The organism is Streptomyces sp. NPDC107654 (assembly GCF_055639035.1).
This window is the reverse complement of sequence record NZ_JBVKBI010000033.1, coordinates 22,758-36,223: the sequence shown is the minus strand read 5'-3', so window position 1 is coordinate 36,223 and position 13,466 is coordinate 22,758. Positions and strand designations below refer to the sequence as shown.

At 71.4% G+C, this 13,466-nt stretch carries 13 protein-coding genes and 2 pseudogenes; 7 read left to right on the top strand and 8 right to left on the bottom strand.

The genetic code is table 11. The features are described from left to right. Nucleotides 1-10 precede the first annotated feature (10 nt). From ACZ7N4_RS35640 to ACZ7N4_RS35625, 4 genes and pseudogenes are all read left to right on the top strand, one after another. Nucleotides 11-133 (top strand): annotated as a pseudogene (locus ACZ7N4_RS35640) (AraC family transcriptional regulator); the annotation flags it as partial. A 381-nt stretch (nt 134-514) separates the two neighbouring features. Beyond that, nucleotides 515-1,738, top strand: a complete 1,224-nt coding sequence (locus ACZ7N4_RS35635; protein WP_471367384.1) for an acyl-CoA dehydrogenase family protein — start codon at nt 515-517, stop codon at nt 1,736-1,738. A gap of 49 nt (nt 1,739-1,787) precedes the next feature. Continuing rightward, complete coding sequence (locus ACZ7N4_RS35630) at nt 1,788-2,246, top strand: RrF2 family transcriptional regulator (RefSeq protein WP_471367382.1); 459 nt, start codon at nt 1,788-1,790, stop codon at nt 2,244-2,246. A 533-nt stretch (nt 2,247-2,779) separates the two neighbouring features. After that, complete coding sequence (locus ACZ7N4_RS35625; protein ID WP_471367380.1) at nt 2,780-3,259, top strand: pyridoxamine 5'-phosphate oxidase family protein; 480 nt, start codon at nt 2,780-2,782, stop codon at nt 3,257-3,259. A gap of 54 nt (nt 3,260-3,313) precedes the next feature. Here ACZ7N4_RS35625 and ACZ7N4_RS35620 read toward each other — a convergent pair whose 3' ends face one another. Genes ACZ7N4_RS35620 through ACZ7N4_RS35600 form a run of 5 tightly spaced genes read right to left on the bottom strand, consistent with a single transcriptional unit; the run spans nt 3,314 to nt 7,391 of the window. Continuing rightward, nucleotides 3,314-4,699, bottom strand: coding sequence for a sensor histidine kinase (locus tag ACZ7N4_RS35620; RefSeq protein WP_471367378.1), 1,386 nt, complete (start codon nt 4,697-4,699; stop codon nt 3,314-3,316). A gap of 56 nt (nt 4,700-4,755) precedes the next feature. Then, nucleotides 4,756-5,418, bottom strand: a complete 663-nt coding sequence (locus ACZ7N4_RS35615) for a response regulator transcription factor (protein WP_471367376.1) — start codon at nt 5,416-5,418, stop codon at nt 4,756-4,758. Further along, complete coding sequence (locus ACZ7N4_RS35610; protein ID WP_471367374.1) at nt 5,372-6,103, bottom strand: phosphatase PAP2 family protein; 732 nt, start codon at nt 6,101-6,103, stop codon at nt 5,372-5,374. Before ACZ7N4_RS35610 ends, ACZ7N4_RS35615 begins: the two co-directional genes overlap by 47 nt. After that, the gene (locus tag ACZ7N4_RS35605; protein WP_471367372.1) at nt 6,100-6,708 is read right to left on the bottom strand and encodes a phosphatase PAP2 family protein; all 609 of its coding nucleotides are present in this window, start codon (nt 6,706-6,708) and stop codon (nt 6,100-6,102) included. The genes ACZ7N4_RS35610 and ACZ7N4_RS35605 overlap by 4 nt, the downstream gene beginning before the upstream one ends. Next, nucleotides 6,705-7,391 (bottom strand): DedA family protein, encoded by a 687-nt coding sequence (locus ACZ7N4_RS35600; RefSeq protein WP_471367370.1) that lies wholly within the window; start codon nt 7,389-7,391, stop codon nt 6,705-6,707. Before ACZ7N4_RS35600 ends, ACZ7N4_RS35605 begins: the two co-directional genes overlap by 4 nt. 255 nt (nt 7,392-7,646) lie before the next feature. Here ACZ7N4_RS35600 and ACZ7N4_RS35595 point away from each other — a divergent pair, with 255 nt between their 5' ends. After that, entirely contained in the window at nt 7,647-8,492 is an 846-nt protein-coding gene (locus ACZ7N4_RS35595) for a hypothetical protein (RefSeq protein ID WP_471367369.1), read from the top strand. A gap of 356 nt (nt 8,493-8,848) precedes the next feature. Continuing rightward, complete coding sequence (locus tag ACZ7N4_RS35590; protein WP_471367367.1) at nt 8,849-10,792, top strand: ABC transporter ATP-binding protein; 1,944 nt, start codon at nt 8,849-8,851, stop codon at nt 10,790-10,792. Between the two features lie 256 nt (nt 10,793-11,048). Here the strand turns inward: ACZ7N4_RS35590 and ACZ7N4_RS35585 are convergent, their stop codons facing one another. The 3 genes and pseudogenes from ACZ7N4_RS35585 to ACZ7N4_RS35575 all read right to left on the bottom strand — a co-directional run bounded on the left by ACZ7N4_RS35585 (nt 11,049) and on the right by ACZ7N4_RS35575 (nt 12,228). After that, the gene (locus tag ACZ7N4_RS35585) at nt 11,049-11,657 is read right to left on the bottom strand and encodes a LysR substrate-binding domain-containing protein (RefSeq protein WP_471367422.1); all 609 of its coding nucleotides are present in this window, start codon (nt 11,655-11,657) and stop codon (nt 11,049-11,051) included. Further along, nucleotides 11,581-11,748: pseudogene (locus tag ACZ7N4_RS35580) on the bottom strand (hypothetical protein); the annotation flags it as partial. The gene ACZ7N4_RS35585 and the pseudogene ACZ7N4_RS35580, both read right to left, overlap by 77 nt. Nucleotides 11,749-11,841: 93 nt before the next feature. Then, nucleotides 11,842-12,228, bottom strand: a complete 387-nt coding sequence (locus ACZ7N4_RS35575; protein ID WP_471367364.1) for a beta/gamma crystallin domain-containing protein — start codon at nt 12,226-12,228, stop codon at nt 11,842-11,844. A gap of 795 nt (nt 12,229-13,023) precedes the next feature. On the opposite strand from ACZ7N4_RS35575, the gene ACZ7N4_RS35570 reads away from it, so the two are divergent. After that, nucleotides 13,024-13,452, top strand: coding sequence for an Rrf2 family transcriptional regulator (locus ACZ7N4_RS35570; RefSeq protein WP_471367362.1), 429 nt, complete (start codon nt 13,024-13,026; stop codon nt 13,450-13,452). Nucleotides 13,453-13,466: the final 14 nt, after the last annotated feature.

Sequence of the window (13,466 nt, the reverse complement as noted above, 5' to 3'; positions counted from 1 at the left end):
CCGCAGGCTGTTGCGCACCGACTACGGCGCCGCGACGGCCAACGAGGTCGCCCGTCTGATGGTGGCGGCGCCGGTACGACCAGCCGGCCAGGCCCAGTTCATCAGGACACCGCTGCCACCCGAGACCGCGACGTCACGGCTGACGGCGATTCGCGTCGAGGTGCGGGTCCTGCCGGGATGGCAGCTCCCCATGACGAGGGGCACGGGTCGCCCCTCCGTCCGCCGTGGTGAGGTCACGACCGTCCGGTCGACCAGAGCGGTCGCCAACTCGCCATCCGTGAGCGCCAATCAGCCAAGAGCAGCGCCCATCCCCAGTATTCCTATCGAATTACTAGGGAAGTGTTGACGGTCGGCGACGAGGAGAGTGAGGATGGGCGAGCCGACGCGGCACCGCGCAGCGCACTCCGTGCCGCCTCCTCCGGTGCCGCACTGACTTCGGTCCTGCGAAGGAAGACGCCATGACCACAGCACTGAGCTACGGCGACAGCCGCAGCCGGATGAAGCGGACGCGCGTGTGACGCTGGTGGCCCATGAGGTGACCGACGCGGGAGCCCGGCAGGTCGACTGGCTGCACATAGCCCGTGAGACGGCGGACGACCTGGCCGCGGACGCGGTCGAGCGCGAACAGGTGGGCAGGGCACCGCTCGACGAGGTGGCGCGGTTGCGCGAGTCGGGGCTGCTGACGCTGCTGGCTCCGGCCGAACTCGGCGGAGGCGGCGGGGACTGGCGTACGGCCTGCGCGGTCATCCGGACCGTCTCCGCGGCCGACGGGGCCATCGGCCACCTGCTGGGCAACCACTACTTCCTGTTCGGCAGCGCCCGGTTCTTCGCCACCCCGGCCCGCGCCGCCCGCATCGAGCGGGAAGCGACAGCGGGGCAGTGGTGCTGGGGAGGCGGCATCACCTCACACGAGCCGCCGCTCATCCTGACTCCCACGGCGGACGGCTATCTGCTGGACGGCTACCAGCGGTATGCCGCCGGAGTCGGGATCGCCGACAGACTGGTGGTCCGCGCGGCCCAGTACGGCACCGGCGAGCCGCTGGCCGTCCTCGTCGACCCCGCCCACCCGGGTGTGGTGAGCGGCATCAGCGGGGACACCTTCGGTCAGCGTCTGGCGGCCGGTGGTGCCGTGGAGTTCGGCTCCGTGCCGGTCGCGGCGGACGACGTGCTCGGCACGCTCTCGCCGGACGAGGGCGTCCTGCCACCTGCCGCCTCCCTGGCCGTGCCGACCGCCCGGCTGGTCTCCGCCCAGTTCTGTCTCGGCATCGCCGAAGGACTGCTGGCCGAGGTCCACGATCACGGACGGGCCGTGCGGTCGCCCTGGCAGCCCTTCTCGCCGGAGCCCTGGCCGGACGGACCCCCGCAGGATCCCTACGCACTGGCCGTCTACGGTGAGCTGGCCGTCACCGCGTGTGCCGCCTCCGCCCTCGCCGACCAGGCGGTGGAGGCCCTGCTGCGCGGCCTCGCACAGGGCGATGATCTCGACGACGAGGAGGGCGCGGAAACCGCCGTTCTCGCGAGCGTGGCGGAGGCCGCCGCCACCCGGGCCGCGCAGGAGATCACCACCCGTGCCCTGGACGTCATCGGCACCGACGCGGCCTCCGTGCGGCACGGACTCGACCGCTTCTGGCGCGACGCCCGGACGCACACCCTGCGTGAGCCGGCCGCACACAGGCTGCGCGAGATCGGGGACTACTTCCTCAACGGAACGCACCCACCCTTCACCCTCCCTGGTTGACGGTGCGACCGGTGACGGGCGGAACACAAGAGTGGGGGATAATCGCGGCATGCGGATCTCGGCGCGGGCGGACTATGCGGTGCGGGCGGCACTGGAGCTGGCCGCGGCGGGGGACGACACCTCGCTCAAGGCCGAGGCGATCGCCGCGGCGCAGGGCATCCCGCACAAGTTCCTCGAGGGCATCCTCGGCGACCTGCGCCGGGGTGGTCTCGTGGTGAGCCGGCGCGGCGGCAAGGGCGGCTACCGGCTCGCCCGTCCGGCGGACTCGATCGCCATCGCCGACGTCATCCGTGTGGCGGACGGCCCTTTGGTGTCGGTGCGGGGAGTGCGCCCGCCCGAGCTGTCCTACCGCGGCCCCGCGGAGCCGCTGCTGCCGCTGTGGATCGCCGTACGCGCCAACGTTCGCAAGATCCTCGGTGAGGTCACCCTGGCCCACGTGGCCGCCGCCAAGCTGCCCGACGAGGTCCTGAGCCTCGCGACGGACCCCGAGGCCTGGACGAACCCCTGACCTCATCACGGGACTCCCACGGGCGGCTCGCGATGATGTCCGTCCGCCATGCAGGACGTCCGGATCTTCCTGACCCGAGGGGCGGAGGCCTGCTGAACTCCCGTCCAGCGAACCCGCGCGTGGACCTCACTCGGCGGCGTCACATCGATCTGGCGCACGTCTCCAGCGCGTTTTTGTCGTTGACCCCGCACGTGCGGTCCGACAGCACCTGGTTCGCGCCGGTTGCGCACGTCGGGCAGAGGCGCCACCAGCCGTTCGCACGTCAGCGGCTTCCCGGGTCGTCGCGCCCTTCGCCTGAACGCCTCCTTACGCGGTTCTGCTCGACGCTCCTCCTCTCCGGCCGAGGGGAGAAGTGCGCGCACGGCACCGGTGAAGCGATGTGCCGAACCAGCTCCACCAGACGCAGGCCACGGTCCGTGCGTCGGGTGCCTGACGCATCGACCGGGGTGAGGAGGCCGAGAGGTCTGTCGGTCGTCCGGAGTAGGTCTCGCGCCTCATGCGCGCTGTGAGTCCACTGGCTAGGGTCGGCGCTCATGCAGAGCACGGGAACTCTTCGCCGTCAGACGGCGGAACGCAGGCGCGACACTCTGGAGCGACTCGCTGCCGAGCGGGACGTATGGGTGTCGACGGCACATCCTGATCACGGGCCGCATCAGGTGCCGCTGTGGTTCGTGTGGGACGGTCGAGCGGTGTGGATGTGCACCAGCGCCACTTCCGTGACGGCGCGGAACGCCCGCGCGGAGCCGCGCGTGCGCCTGGCGCTGCCTGACACCTTCGATGTGGTGCTTCTCCAGGGCGAGGCGCAGTGTTTCCTGGACCAGGACGTGCCCGGAGACGCGGCGGAGCGGTTCGCCGCCAAGTTCGGATGGGACCCGCGTGCCGAGGAGGGTCCCTTCCTCTACGTGCGTGTGGTGCCGAAGACGGTGCGCGCGTGGCGCGGCGAACCGGAGCTGCGCGGCAGGGTCATCATGCGCGACGGAACGTGGCTGGACGAGAGCCTGTCAGGTAGGTGATGGCGTACGCCCACGCGCAGGAACGCCGCTCGGTGAGGGATGCGCGGGCAGCGGTCACCCCGTGGGCAGTATGACCGTGAACCTGGCCCCCGGTGTGTGCCGGGGGTCGTGGGACACCTCGCCGCCGACGGCGCGGGCCAGGCGCCGCGCGAGCGGGAGGCCCAGGCCCGCGCCGTCGTGCCCGTCGCCGGGATCGGCACGGCGGCCCGGCTGTAACAGCTCGTTCTCGAACGTCACCGGCACACCGGGGCCGTCGTCGACGACGTCGATCCGCAAGGCACCGGGGACGCTCCGCGCGGACACGGTCACGCGGGAGTGGGCGTAGCGGACGGCGTTGCCGAGCAGGGGGCTGAGGATGCGTTCGAGGAGAGCGGGGGAGACACCCGCCTCCAGAACGGGCGTTTCCCCCTCCACCGCGGTCGTCACCCGGTCCGGCGCGTCCAGGCGCTGCAGCAGGCGGTCCAGGACGGGCACGACGTCGGATGTTCCCGGGGCCGTCTCCGGGTGCAGCGCGTTCTCCCGGGCGTCGGCCAGAAGGGTGTCGCAGATCGTGCCCATGCACCGGGCGGCCTCGGCGATCACCTCCTGGGTGGCGCGGGTCTCGGCGTCCGTGCGGGGGCGGGCCCGCCACCAGTCGAGTTCCATGATGATCCGGCTGAGCGGCGTCCGCAGTTCGTGGGACAGCTCGCCGGTCAGTTGCTGCTCGTGGCGCAGGGCGGTGCGTATGCGGTCCAGGAGCGCGTCCAGGGAGGCACCGAGGCGGGCGAGTTCGGCGGGGTGCTCCTCCGTGCGGAAGCGCTCTTCGGAGCCCACGGCGCTCCACTGCGTGGCCTGGTCGGTCATCGTCCGCACCGGACGCAGTGCGCGGCCGACGGACAGCCGGGTGAGCAGGTAGGTGCAGCCGAGCATCACGGCGTCCAGGACGAGCGAGCCCAGCAGCAGGGTGACGGCCGAGTTGTGGTACGGAGTCAGATCGAGGGCGGTGACGACGGTGGCGGCGGCGCGACGGCCGGAGAGGCGGTGGGCGCACAGCCGGACGGGTCGGTGACCGTGTGCCTCAACGGTCGCGCAGGCGTCGTTCGGCCCACCGGCCAGCCGGTGCGCGGCCTCGGACGGCGGGTCGCCGGCCGTGGCGGACGGCGGTTTCTCCAGAAGACGGGTTCCGGCGTAGATCCACACGTCGGCGTCGAGGAGGTGGTCGTGGGCTGTGTCCAGGATGCGCACCCGGGGCCCGGTGGTGTCGACGGTCGTGGCCACCGCTGCCGCCCGGTTGCGCAGTTCGTCGTCCGCCTGGTGCCGCAGGTGCCGGCCCGTCACGGTGTTGAACACGACGGTCAGGATGGTCATCAGCAGGGCCGCGGTGGTCAGCGCCACCAGGGAGAGACGGCCGCGCAGGGTGCGTGGGGCGAGGTGCCGCAGGACGGACGAGGAACGGTTCATGGCAGGCGAGGAACGGGCCATGGCAGGCGAGGAACGGGCCATGGCGGAGGAACCGTTCATGACAGCCGGTGCCCGATCCCGCGCGCCGTGTCGATCGTCAGACCGCTGCCTGCCTCCCGCAGTTTGCGGCGCAGCCGGCTCAGATACTGGTCCAGCGTGTTGTCGCCGACCTGCGCGCCCTCGGGCCAGCCGGCCCGCACCAGGTCTCGGCGGCGTACGAGGATGCCGTCCGCGGCGACGAGCGTGGCCAGCAGCCGGAACTCGGTGGGGGACAGGGGAACGCGGACGCCATGCGCGCTCGCGCTGTGGTCCACCGGATCCAGAACCAGCTCACCGGCCGAGGCCGGCGTCGTGGTGGCCGTCCGTCTGAGTGCGGCTCTCAGCCTGGCGGCGAGTTCGGCGAGGTGGAAGGGCTTGGGCAGGTAGTCGTCGCCCCCGGCGGAGAAGCCGGAGAGGCGGTCGGTGAGCCCGTGCCGCGCGGTCAGGAAGATCACGGGGCCGGGGAAACCGTGGGCTCGCATCGCCTGGCACACGTCCCGTCCGTCCGCGTCGGGCAGGCCTACGTCCAGGACGGCCGCCGCGACACCGTCCGCGGCGAGACGCAGGGCGGTGGCGCCGTCGGCGGCCGGAACCGGGTCGAAGTCCTCCTCGTACAGGCCCCGGCGCAGGACGTCACGCAGGGCGTGATCGTCCTCCACCACCAGGATCTTGGGGCGCATGGTCCTCCCTCGGCTCCGCGGACGGATCGCTCGTGTGGCTGGGGAAAGCGGTGGGCGGGAGGGCGGCGACCGCGCGCAGGCACGCCCCCAGCCAGCCGACGGCGAACAGCCAGCCGCCCACGACGTCGGTGAACCAGTGCACGCCGAGGTAGATCCGGGTCACGCCCACCAGCAGGCCCCAGCAGGCGACGGCGATCCGCAGTGCCACGCCACCGCGCGGGGCACGCAGGGTCAGCGCGATGATCAGCATTCCGGCGGTCAGGGCGGCCGTCGTGGTGTGCCCGGACGGGAATGCGAAGCCGCCGGCGTGTGTCGTCCAGTCCCCGTGCGGTGGGCGCGGCCGGCGGAGGAGCTCCATCAGGCCGTACCGCAGCAGCTGTCCCAGTCCGAGGCAGGCGAGGCAGAGCGCGGTGGCGACCAGCCGCTGCCGCGCGGTGCGTCCCGCCACGGCGCCGGCCAGCGCGGCGAGCGCGTAGGGGACGACGCCGGTACCGGTACTGGTCACCGCCCGAGCCGCGGCCACGACCGGCTCCGGGCGATGACCGACCGCCCAGGTGAGAAGACCGTGATCAAGCCACAGCGGAGCTCCGGCCTGGTGGCCGACAACCATGGTCAGCACCGCGAACGCCGACCACGCGCCGAGGCCGATGCCGCCGGCCGGCTCGGTGACGTCCCTGCGGTTCACGAGGCCGACAGCAGCGGGCGGAGGGGAGCCGACGCGGCCACCCGACGGGCCAGCGCAGAAGACCCGCGCCGGACCGCGAGCATCGCGGCGAGTGCGGTCGACCCGCCCACCACGAGTCCGGTCACCACGTCGTGCGGGTAGTGCACGCCGACCCAGACCCGCGAGGCCGCCATGACCACCGCCGCCGCGCAGGCGACCGCGCCCAGCCGCCGCGAGACGAACAGCAGCGCCACGGCGGCGGCCGCGGCGATCGCCGCGTGGTTGCTGGGGAACGACCAGTCACCGGGGGCCGGACACGCCTCCAGGGTTCTCACCCGCAGGCTCCGGCACGGCCGGTCCTCGCGGACGGCCAGTTTGAGCACGGCGTCGACGCCGTACGCCAGGACCACGACGACCGGAACGGCCAGCGCGGTCACCGCCGCCGTCGCCCCCGTCCGCCGGGCCCGCCACCAGCCGGCCAGCATGAGCAGGGCGAACACCGCCGGCCCGTACGCCGACCACAGCGTCACCGCGGTGTTCAGCCAGCCCGGCGAGCGCTGTGCGAGATCCACCAGGTCCCGATAGACGGAGCCGTCGATCGACGCCCCGTCGAACGCCAGGATCATCCGCGGACCTCCTTCTCCTCGGCCCGCCCGCGGCCGCGGTCCCGCCCGCGGCCGCGGTACAGCTCGACGGCGAGCGGAATCAGCGACACCGCGACGATCAGCGCGACCAGCGGGAGGAGATAGCGGTCCACGTCGGGGATCGAGGAGCCCAGCGCGTAACCCGCCAGGGTCAGGCCCACGCTCCACACCAGGCCCCCGGCCACCTGCCACACGGTGAACACCCGGACGGGCACCTCCAGCGCCCCCGCCAGCGGATTGAGTACGGTCCGCACCACCGGCACGAAGCGCGCCAGGACGATCGCCTTGGCGTGCCCGTAGCGACGGAGCAGTTCCTCGGCTCTCTCCGCGCCCTCCCGAAGCCTCGCCGAACGGCCGCGCGCCAGCAGGGCACCACCCGCCCGGCGCCCGATCAGATAGCCGCACTGAGCGCCGGCCAGCGCGCCCACCGCCGCGGCGGCCAACAGCGGCCCCAGCGACAGCCGGACGCCGTGCTGCCCGGTGCCGGTGCACAGCAGGCCCGCGGTGAACAGCAGGGAGTCACCCGGCAGGAAGAAGCCGATCAACAGGCCCGTCTCGGCGAACATGACCACACCCACTCCCAGTACGCCGAAGGCGGCCAGAAGCGACTGCGCGTCCAGAGGGTTCACCGCGAGCTGTGACGAGAGCAGCACAGGTGGGGTCATCGGCAAGAGTCCTCCCGGACGGACGACCGGACACACGGCACTCGATATGCGCGGCACCCGACCGTCTACATTCCCGTAGACGGTCTACGACACTGTAGACGATCGGGGAACGAGACGCGTGGTGACTCCAGCCGTCCTCCGCGTTCCGTGCCGCCGGACGCATCCGCGCGCCCTTCGCGCGCCACCGCCACCCGGACCTGGGCCTCACATACTGGCAGGTGGATGCGGTGCGTCCCGTCACGAAAGGAGCGGACCATGACCGGGCGGAGCTCGGGTGGTGGGGGCGGCGCGGCCGGGGGCAAGTCGAGGTTCGACGACATCTACGACAGTCCGGACCCGCGCGCCTACTTCCTGCGGCTCGCGCCGCTGGAGTACGAGATCCCGCGGCACGCCCAGCCGGCCTTCCGGCAGGCCGCGGCCGAACGGGCAGCGCTCGACGACGGCCGCCCCGGCGTGCCCGTGGTGCTGGACGTGTGCTGCTCGTACGGCATCAACGCCGCGCTGCTCAACCACGACGTGACCCTGGCGGACCTGTACCAGCGATACACCTCCCGGGCGGCACAGGCCATGTCGACGGCGGAACTCTCCGCCTGGGACGAGAAGTTCTACGCCGAGCGGCGCAGACCCGACGCCGTACCGGTGTACGGGCTGGACGTGGCCGCGCCCGCGGTGCGGTACGCCCTGGAGGTGGGCCTGCTGGACGCCGCCTTCACGGACAATCTGGAACAGCGCCCACCCGGCCCTCGCCTGAGCGGGGCGCTCGCCGACCTCGGTCTGATCACGCTGACAGGCGGCGGCAGCTACATCACGGAACGGACGTTCACGGCACTGCTCGACGGCGCACGTCGCCCCGTATGGGTGAGCGCGTTCGTGCTCCGTACCGTCTCCTACGCGCCGGTGGTACGGGCACTGGCCGAGCGCGGCCTCCAGACCACGGTCGATCCGTCCCGTACCTACCCGCAGCGTCGGTTCACCGACGACCGGGAGCAGCGGTATGCGATCACGGCGGTCCGGGCGCTGGGCGATGACCCGTCCGGCCGGGAGGACGCCGGTCGGTTCCACTGCGTGCGGTACGACTCCCGCCCCGGCGGCCGCGACTGAGCGTGTCGTCGCGGGCTGACGCACGACCTCCGAGGGCCTCCACGCCTCGCTGCCAGGGGCAGCCGGTGCCCCCGGGTGGCTGCTGCGGCGAGGTGGACCGAACCCTGCGCGACGGCGGCTCCCGCGCCTCCGCGTCCGGTGGGTCGTCAGCTCCGTCGAACGCACGATGGACACACGCTGAGCCGGGGCTCCGGAGCTGCCACGACGTCTCCTGCGCCAACCGTCGCGAGCCCACCACCGACCGCCCTGTGTCCGGTGAGACCGGCGGTGTCCGGTTCTCGCCGGTCCGCCGTAAATGCCTGGACTGGGAAACTCCGCGGACGGGAGACTTCCCACGTCCGACCTCCGGGAGTGTGATGGGGACAACAGATACGCGAGGGCCGACGCCGGGCAGGAGCGCGGTCGTTCTGGCGCTGCGCCGCTACTGCCGGGAACTGCTGCGGCTACGACAGCTGGCCCTGCCCGCGCTGCTGTTGCCGGCCGTGGGCAACATCGGGATCCGCTACGTCGCCCCCCTGCTGATCGCCAAACTGGCAGGACAGGCCGCCGATGACGGCGGTCTCGACCCCGGTGCGGCGCTGCCGTACGTGCTGGGGTTCGGCGTGGCGCTGTTGCTCGCCGAGGCCGTGTGGCGGATCGGGCAGCACTGCCTGAACCGCGTGGACGCCCTCGGCATGGAACACCTGTACGTGAGCGGCATGGACGAACTCCTGGCCCAGGACGCCGCGTTCTTCCATGACAACTTCGCCGGCTCCCTGACCAAACGGGTCCTCAGCTTCGGCAAGCGCTTCGAGGACTTCGTGGACACGGTGACGTACCGGATCGTGGGCAGTCTCGTCCCCCTGGTGTTCGGTGCCGTGGTGCTGTGGAGCTACGAACCGATGCTCGTCGTCGGCCTGTTCGTGATGATCGCGCTGACCGCGGTGGCCGCGACGCCTCTGATCCGCCGCCGGCAGAGACTCGTCAACGACCGTGAGGCGGCGATCGCCCGGGTCTCCGGCCACGTCGCCGACAGCCTCATGAACATGGAGACCATCCGGGCGTTCGCGGCGGAGCGGCGGGAGGCCGACGAACACCGCAGTCGGGTCGCGGACTCCCGGCTTCTCACGCTGAGGTCGTGGGACTACGGCAATCTGCGCGTCGACACCCTGGTCGCCCCGATGTCCGTGCTGACCAACGTGCTCGGTCTGTTGGTCGCCGTCGCCTTCGGTGGCAAGGGCCAGGGAGTCGAGGAGATCGTCGTCAGTTTCACCTACTACTCCAACGCCACACAGATCATGTTCGAGTTCAACCAGATCTACCGGCGTCTGGAAAGCTCGATGACCGAGGCCGCGCAGTTCACGGAGTTGTTCCTGGACCCGCCCACCGTGCTCGATCCGACGGAACCCGAACCGCTCGCCCCGCGGGACACGAGCATCCGCTTCGAGGCGGTGACCTTCGCCCACACGGGTGCGAAACCGATTTTCCAGGGGCTCGACCTGGACGTCCCCGCAGGCGCACGGATCGGTCTCGTCGGCAGGTCCGGGGGCGGCAAGACCACGCTCACCCGGCTCCTGCTGCGGATGTCGGACATCGACGACGGACGCATCCTGATCGGTGGCCAGGACATCAGCCGGCTGCGCCAGACCGACCTTCGCTCCCTGATCGCCTACGTCCCACAGGAACCGGCCATGTTCCACCGCAGTCTGCGGGACAACATCGCCTTCGCCCGGCCCGGCGCCACCGACGAGGAGATCCGCGTCGCGGCCGCGGCCGCGCACGTCACGGAGTTCGCCGACCAACTCCCCGACGGCTTCGCCACGCTGGTGGGGGAGAGGGGGGTCAAACTCTCGGGCGGCCAGCGCCAGCGCGTCGCACTCGCCAGGGCCATCCTGCGCGACGCCCCGGTCCTGCTGCTGGACGAGGCGACCAGCGCGCTGGACTCGGAGAGCGAACTCCTCGTCCAGGACGCCCTGTGGCGCCTGATGGACGGACGTACGGCCCTCGTGGTCGCCCATCGCCTGAGCACCGTCGCCGGCATGGACCGGCTCGTCGTCCTCGACCGGGGAAGCGTCGTCGAACAGGGCACCCACGCGGAACTGCTCGCGGCGGACGGCGCCTACGCCAAGCTGTGGCAGCACCAGTCGGGCGGCTTCCTCGGCGAGAGCACCGAGTCGTCCCTGGGACGCCCAACCCCAGACCCAGCCGCAGCCCCAGGCCCAGCAGCGGACCTGGCAGGGCTGCCCGGGCCGGTCGATCCGGCGCCGGCCGGGGGCAGTCGGACACCGTCACACGCCCGTACGAGCACGCTGCCCACGTGATCGGGTCGCCTGTGCTCCCGCACCGCGTCGTCGGCTTCAGCGGAAACGGTCGAAGATGCCCTCGGCAGTGCCCTCGAGTTCGTCCTCGCCGCGGCAGCGGGCCGGCACCCGGGCAAGGGCAATCTGCCGGCGAGGCGCCTCCGCCCGGATGGTCTCACCGTGCTCCTCCTGCGGTGCGGGTATCAGCCCGCACCGGCCGGCCGCTGATCTGATCAGCCTCCGCTCATCCGGCCGGGAGCCGTCCCCAGCAGGCGGATCACCACCCGTCGTGCCGCACGGCCTGCTCGCGAAGCGCCTGGACGAGCGTCGTGAGGTGGGGCCGGTCGCCGCGACCGATCGCGGCGACGCCGATGTGCCGGATCGGCCCCGGCGACTTGACCGGGACGGCGCGCAGGCCGGGGATCTTCGGGGCGAGCGCGACGGAGGGGATCAGGGAGACTCCCATGCCCGCGGCGACCAGTGAACGGGCGAAGAAGTAGTCGGTCGTGGTTCCGCGCACCTCCGGATCAAAGCCGGCGCGCTCGGCGTAGCGGCGAAGATGTGCCGCGGTCTTCAGGCAGCCGAGCACCCAGGGCTCGGTCGCCAGCTCGGCGAGGTCGAGTACGTCGCGGTGGGCGAGCCGGTGTCCTGACGGCAGGACGATGTGCAGGGTGTCTTCGAGGAGCGGCGTCCCCTCCAGGCCGGAGCCGAGCCCCGCCCGGCCCGACGGGCAGCGGACCGTCGAAGTGGTAGGCGAGGGCGAGATCCACGGCGCCCTGACGCACGAGCGGCACGGTCTCCTCGGGTTCGCCTTCCCGGATGTGGACCACGGTGCGGGGATGGTCCGCCGCGAGCCGGGCGAGAGCGGCGGGCAGCCGCGGAGCACAGGCTTCTTCCAGCCGCTGCTCGTGGCCCGCGCCGGCCATTGGCTGATGCCACCGCACGACCGGCTCATTCGAGCCCTGCCTACCCCGCATTCCGCTGAGCCGCTGTCATGGCCCCCTCGCGAAGATGAAATGGCATGCCCGAAAAGGGGCGCCTCGAAAGGCGCCCCATGCCGCACTCAGATCTCAGTGAATCCTGATGGATATGATCTCGTGGACGTGGCCGGGATTCCACGAGCTCCACTTCTGCAGTGTGACGGTTTCAAGCCTCGGATCGCTCAGATTGCGCTGGAACTGAAGGGTCGCGACGTTGTTCCCCGACTCCACCCAGTTCACGCCATAGATGGCGACGGGTATCGATCCGGCGTTGGCGAAACAGAGAGTGTCACGACCGTCGTTGTTGTGAATCTCGAGGTAGCCGTTCTCGTTGCAGTCCGTACGGTTGATGGACGGCCCGATGGCGGAAGCCGTGGTGGACGACCCCACGGCGGCCGTGGCCGGCACGGCCGTGGCGGTCAGCGCGGCCACAGAGATTGCTGCAACGCCGAGGCAACGGCGCACGGAAAGCTTCATTCTCTTCCTCTCGCACGGGGAGCTGGAGCCCTTACCGTCTCACACGCCCCCACCCCACAGAAAGCACTTACTGGCCAGATGGAAACACCCTTTGCGTCCCGGCAGAGCAGGGTGATCCACACCACGTTTCAACACGACCGCCGGAGGTTTCACCAGTTGGGCAGGGGAATCGGAGGACATGATTTCTGCTGGAATGGAGCCACGCCGCGGGAGAGCCGCCAAGGAACCCGCGGACGTCCCGCAGGATGATCAGCGACGGAACGGGAACGGGCTCATTGCCGGAAGTCAGCCGAAATTCGCGGAATAAAAGCCCCCCGCCTGCCCGCAGGAGCCAGGACGCGGCCAACGCCATCGGTCACGCGCCGGAGCCGCACGGCACGGCCGTACCTGGAGGCTGCGGTGGAGCGCACCTGGCGACGGTTCGAGGTCTTCATCGTCGCTCCCCGAGTCACAGGCGGCTGTCGAGGGCAGTGGCCGGTGGCCGCCGAGCTCCTCGCCGTGGAGCGCCAGCACGTGGAACTGCTCGCCCGGCTGCTCCCTGCGGGTGCGGACCCTGATGAAGGAAACGGTGCGGCTCCGCTCATGCACGCGATCGCGACGGAAGGAGACATGGCACTGCTGAGCGGGGCCGCTCACCGTGGCCGAGACCGCGGTTCTCCTGGCCTCTGGCGCGATCCCCGACGTGTCCCTGGGTGCCCCGACGGGACCCGACGGGTCGTGACGGGTCCCGACGTGTCTTGACTGCAGGCGTGGCTGTAACAGAAGCTGTTGCGACAAGCGAGGAGGGGAAGGGTGATGGCGGCGAACAGTCGACTGACCATCGCGACGCATGCGCTGGCCTGGCTGGCGTTGGCGCAGCGCCGCGGGCAGGAGGTTCTCACCTCCGAGCAGGTCGCGGCCAGCGTCAACACCAACCCGGTGATCATCCGTCGCAGCCTCGGTGACCTGCGGCGAGCCGGTCTGGTGGAGGTCCGCCACGGCGCCGGTGCAGGCTGGAGTCTGGCCCGTGAGCCGGAGGGGATCACCCTGCTCGAGGTGTACGACGCCGTCGACGCGAAGCCGCCGTTCGGCCTGCACCGCACCGAACCCAACCTGGAGTGTCCGGTCGGCCGAGGCATCCGCCCCGCCCTCGGCGGGGTCTACGGCCGGGTCGAGCAGGCCATGCGACGGGAGCTGGCGGACACGTCGATCGCCGATGTACTGCGCGAGACGCTGGTGAACTAGCCGACAGAGCGGTG

What these genes read in the sequence shown, in the direction of transcription:
- ACZ7N4_RS35600 (WP_471367370.1), bottom strand. Translation starts at nt 7,391, where the DNA reads ATGACCCCACCTGTGCTGCTCTCGTCACAGCTCGCGGTGAACCCTCTG.
- ACZ7N4_RS35630 (WP_471367382.1), top strand. Translation starts at nt 1,788, where the DNA reads ATGCGGATCTCGGCGCGGGCGGACTATGCGGTGCGGGCGGCACTGGAG.
- ACZ7N4_RS35605 (WP_471367372.1), bottom strand. Translation starts at nt 6,708, where the DNA reads ATGATCCTGGCGTTCGACGGGGCGTCGATCGACGGCTCCGTCTATCGG.
- ACZ7N4_RS35575 (WP_471367364.1), bottom strand. Translation starts at nt 12,228, where the DNA reads ATGAAGCTTTCCGTGCGCCGTTGCCTCGGCGTTGCAGCAATCTCTGTG.
- ACZ7N4_RS35570 (WP_471367362.1), top strand. Translation starts at nt 13,024, where the DNA reads ATGGCGGCGAACAGTCGACTGACCATCGCGACGCATGCGCTGGCCTGG.
- ACZ7N4_RS35625 (WP_471367380.1), top strand. Translation starts at nt 2,780, where the DNA reads ATGCAGAGCACGGGAACTCTTCGCCGTCAGACGGCGGAACGCAGGCGC.
- ACZ7N4_RS35590 (WP_471367367.1), top strand. Translation starts at nt 8,849, where the DNA reads ATGGGGACAACAGATACGCGAGGGCCGACGCCGGGCAGGAGCGCGGTC.
- ACZ7N4_RS35595 (WP_471367369.1), top strand. Translation starts at nt 7,647, where the DNA reads ATGACCGGGCGGAGCTCGGGTGGTGGGGGCGGCGCGGCCGGGGGCAAG.
- ACZ7N4_RS35620 (WP_471367378.1), bottom strand. Translation starts at nt 4,699, where the DNA reads ATGAACCGTTCCTCGTCCGTCCTGCGGCACCTCGCCCCACGCACCCTG.
- ACZ7N4_RS35615 (WP_471367376.1), bottom strand. Translation starts at nt 5,418, where the DNA reads ATGCGCCCCAAGATCCTGGTGGTGGAGGACGATCACGCCCTGCGTGAC.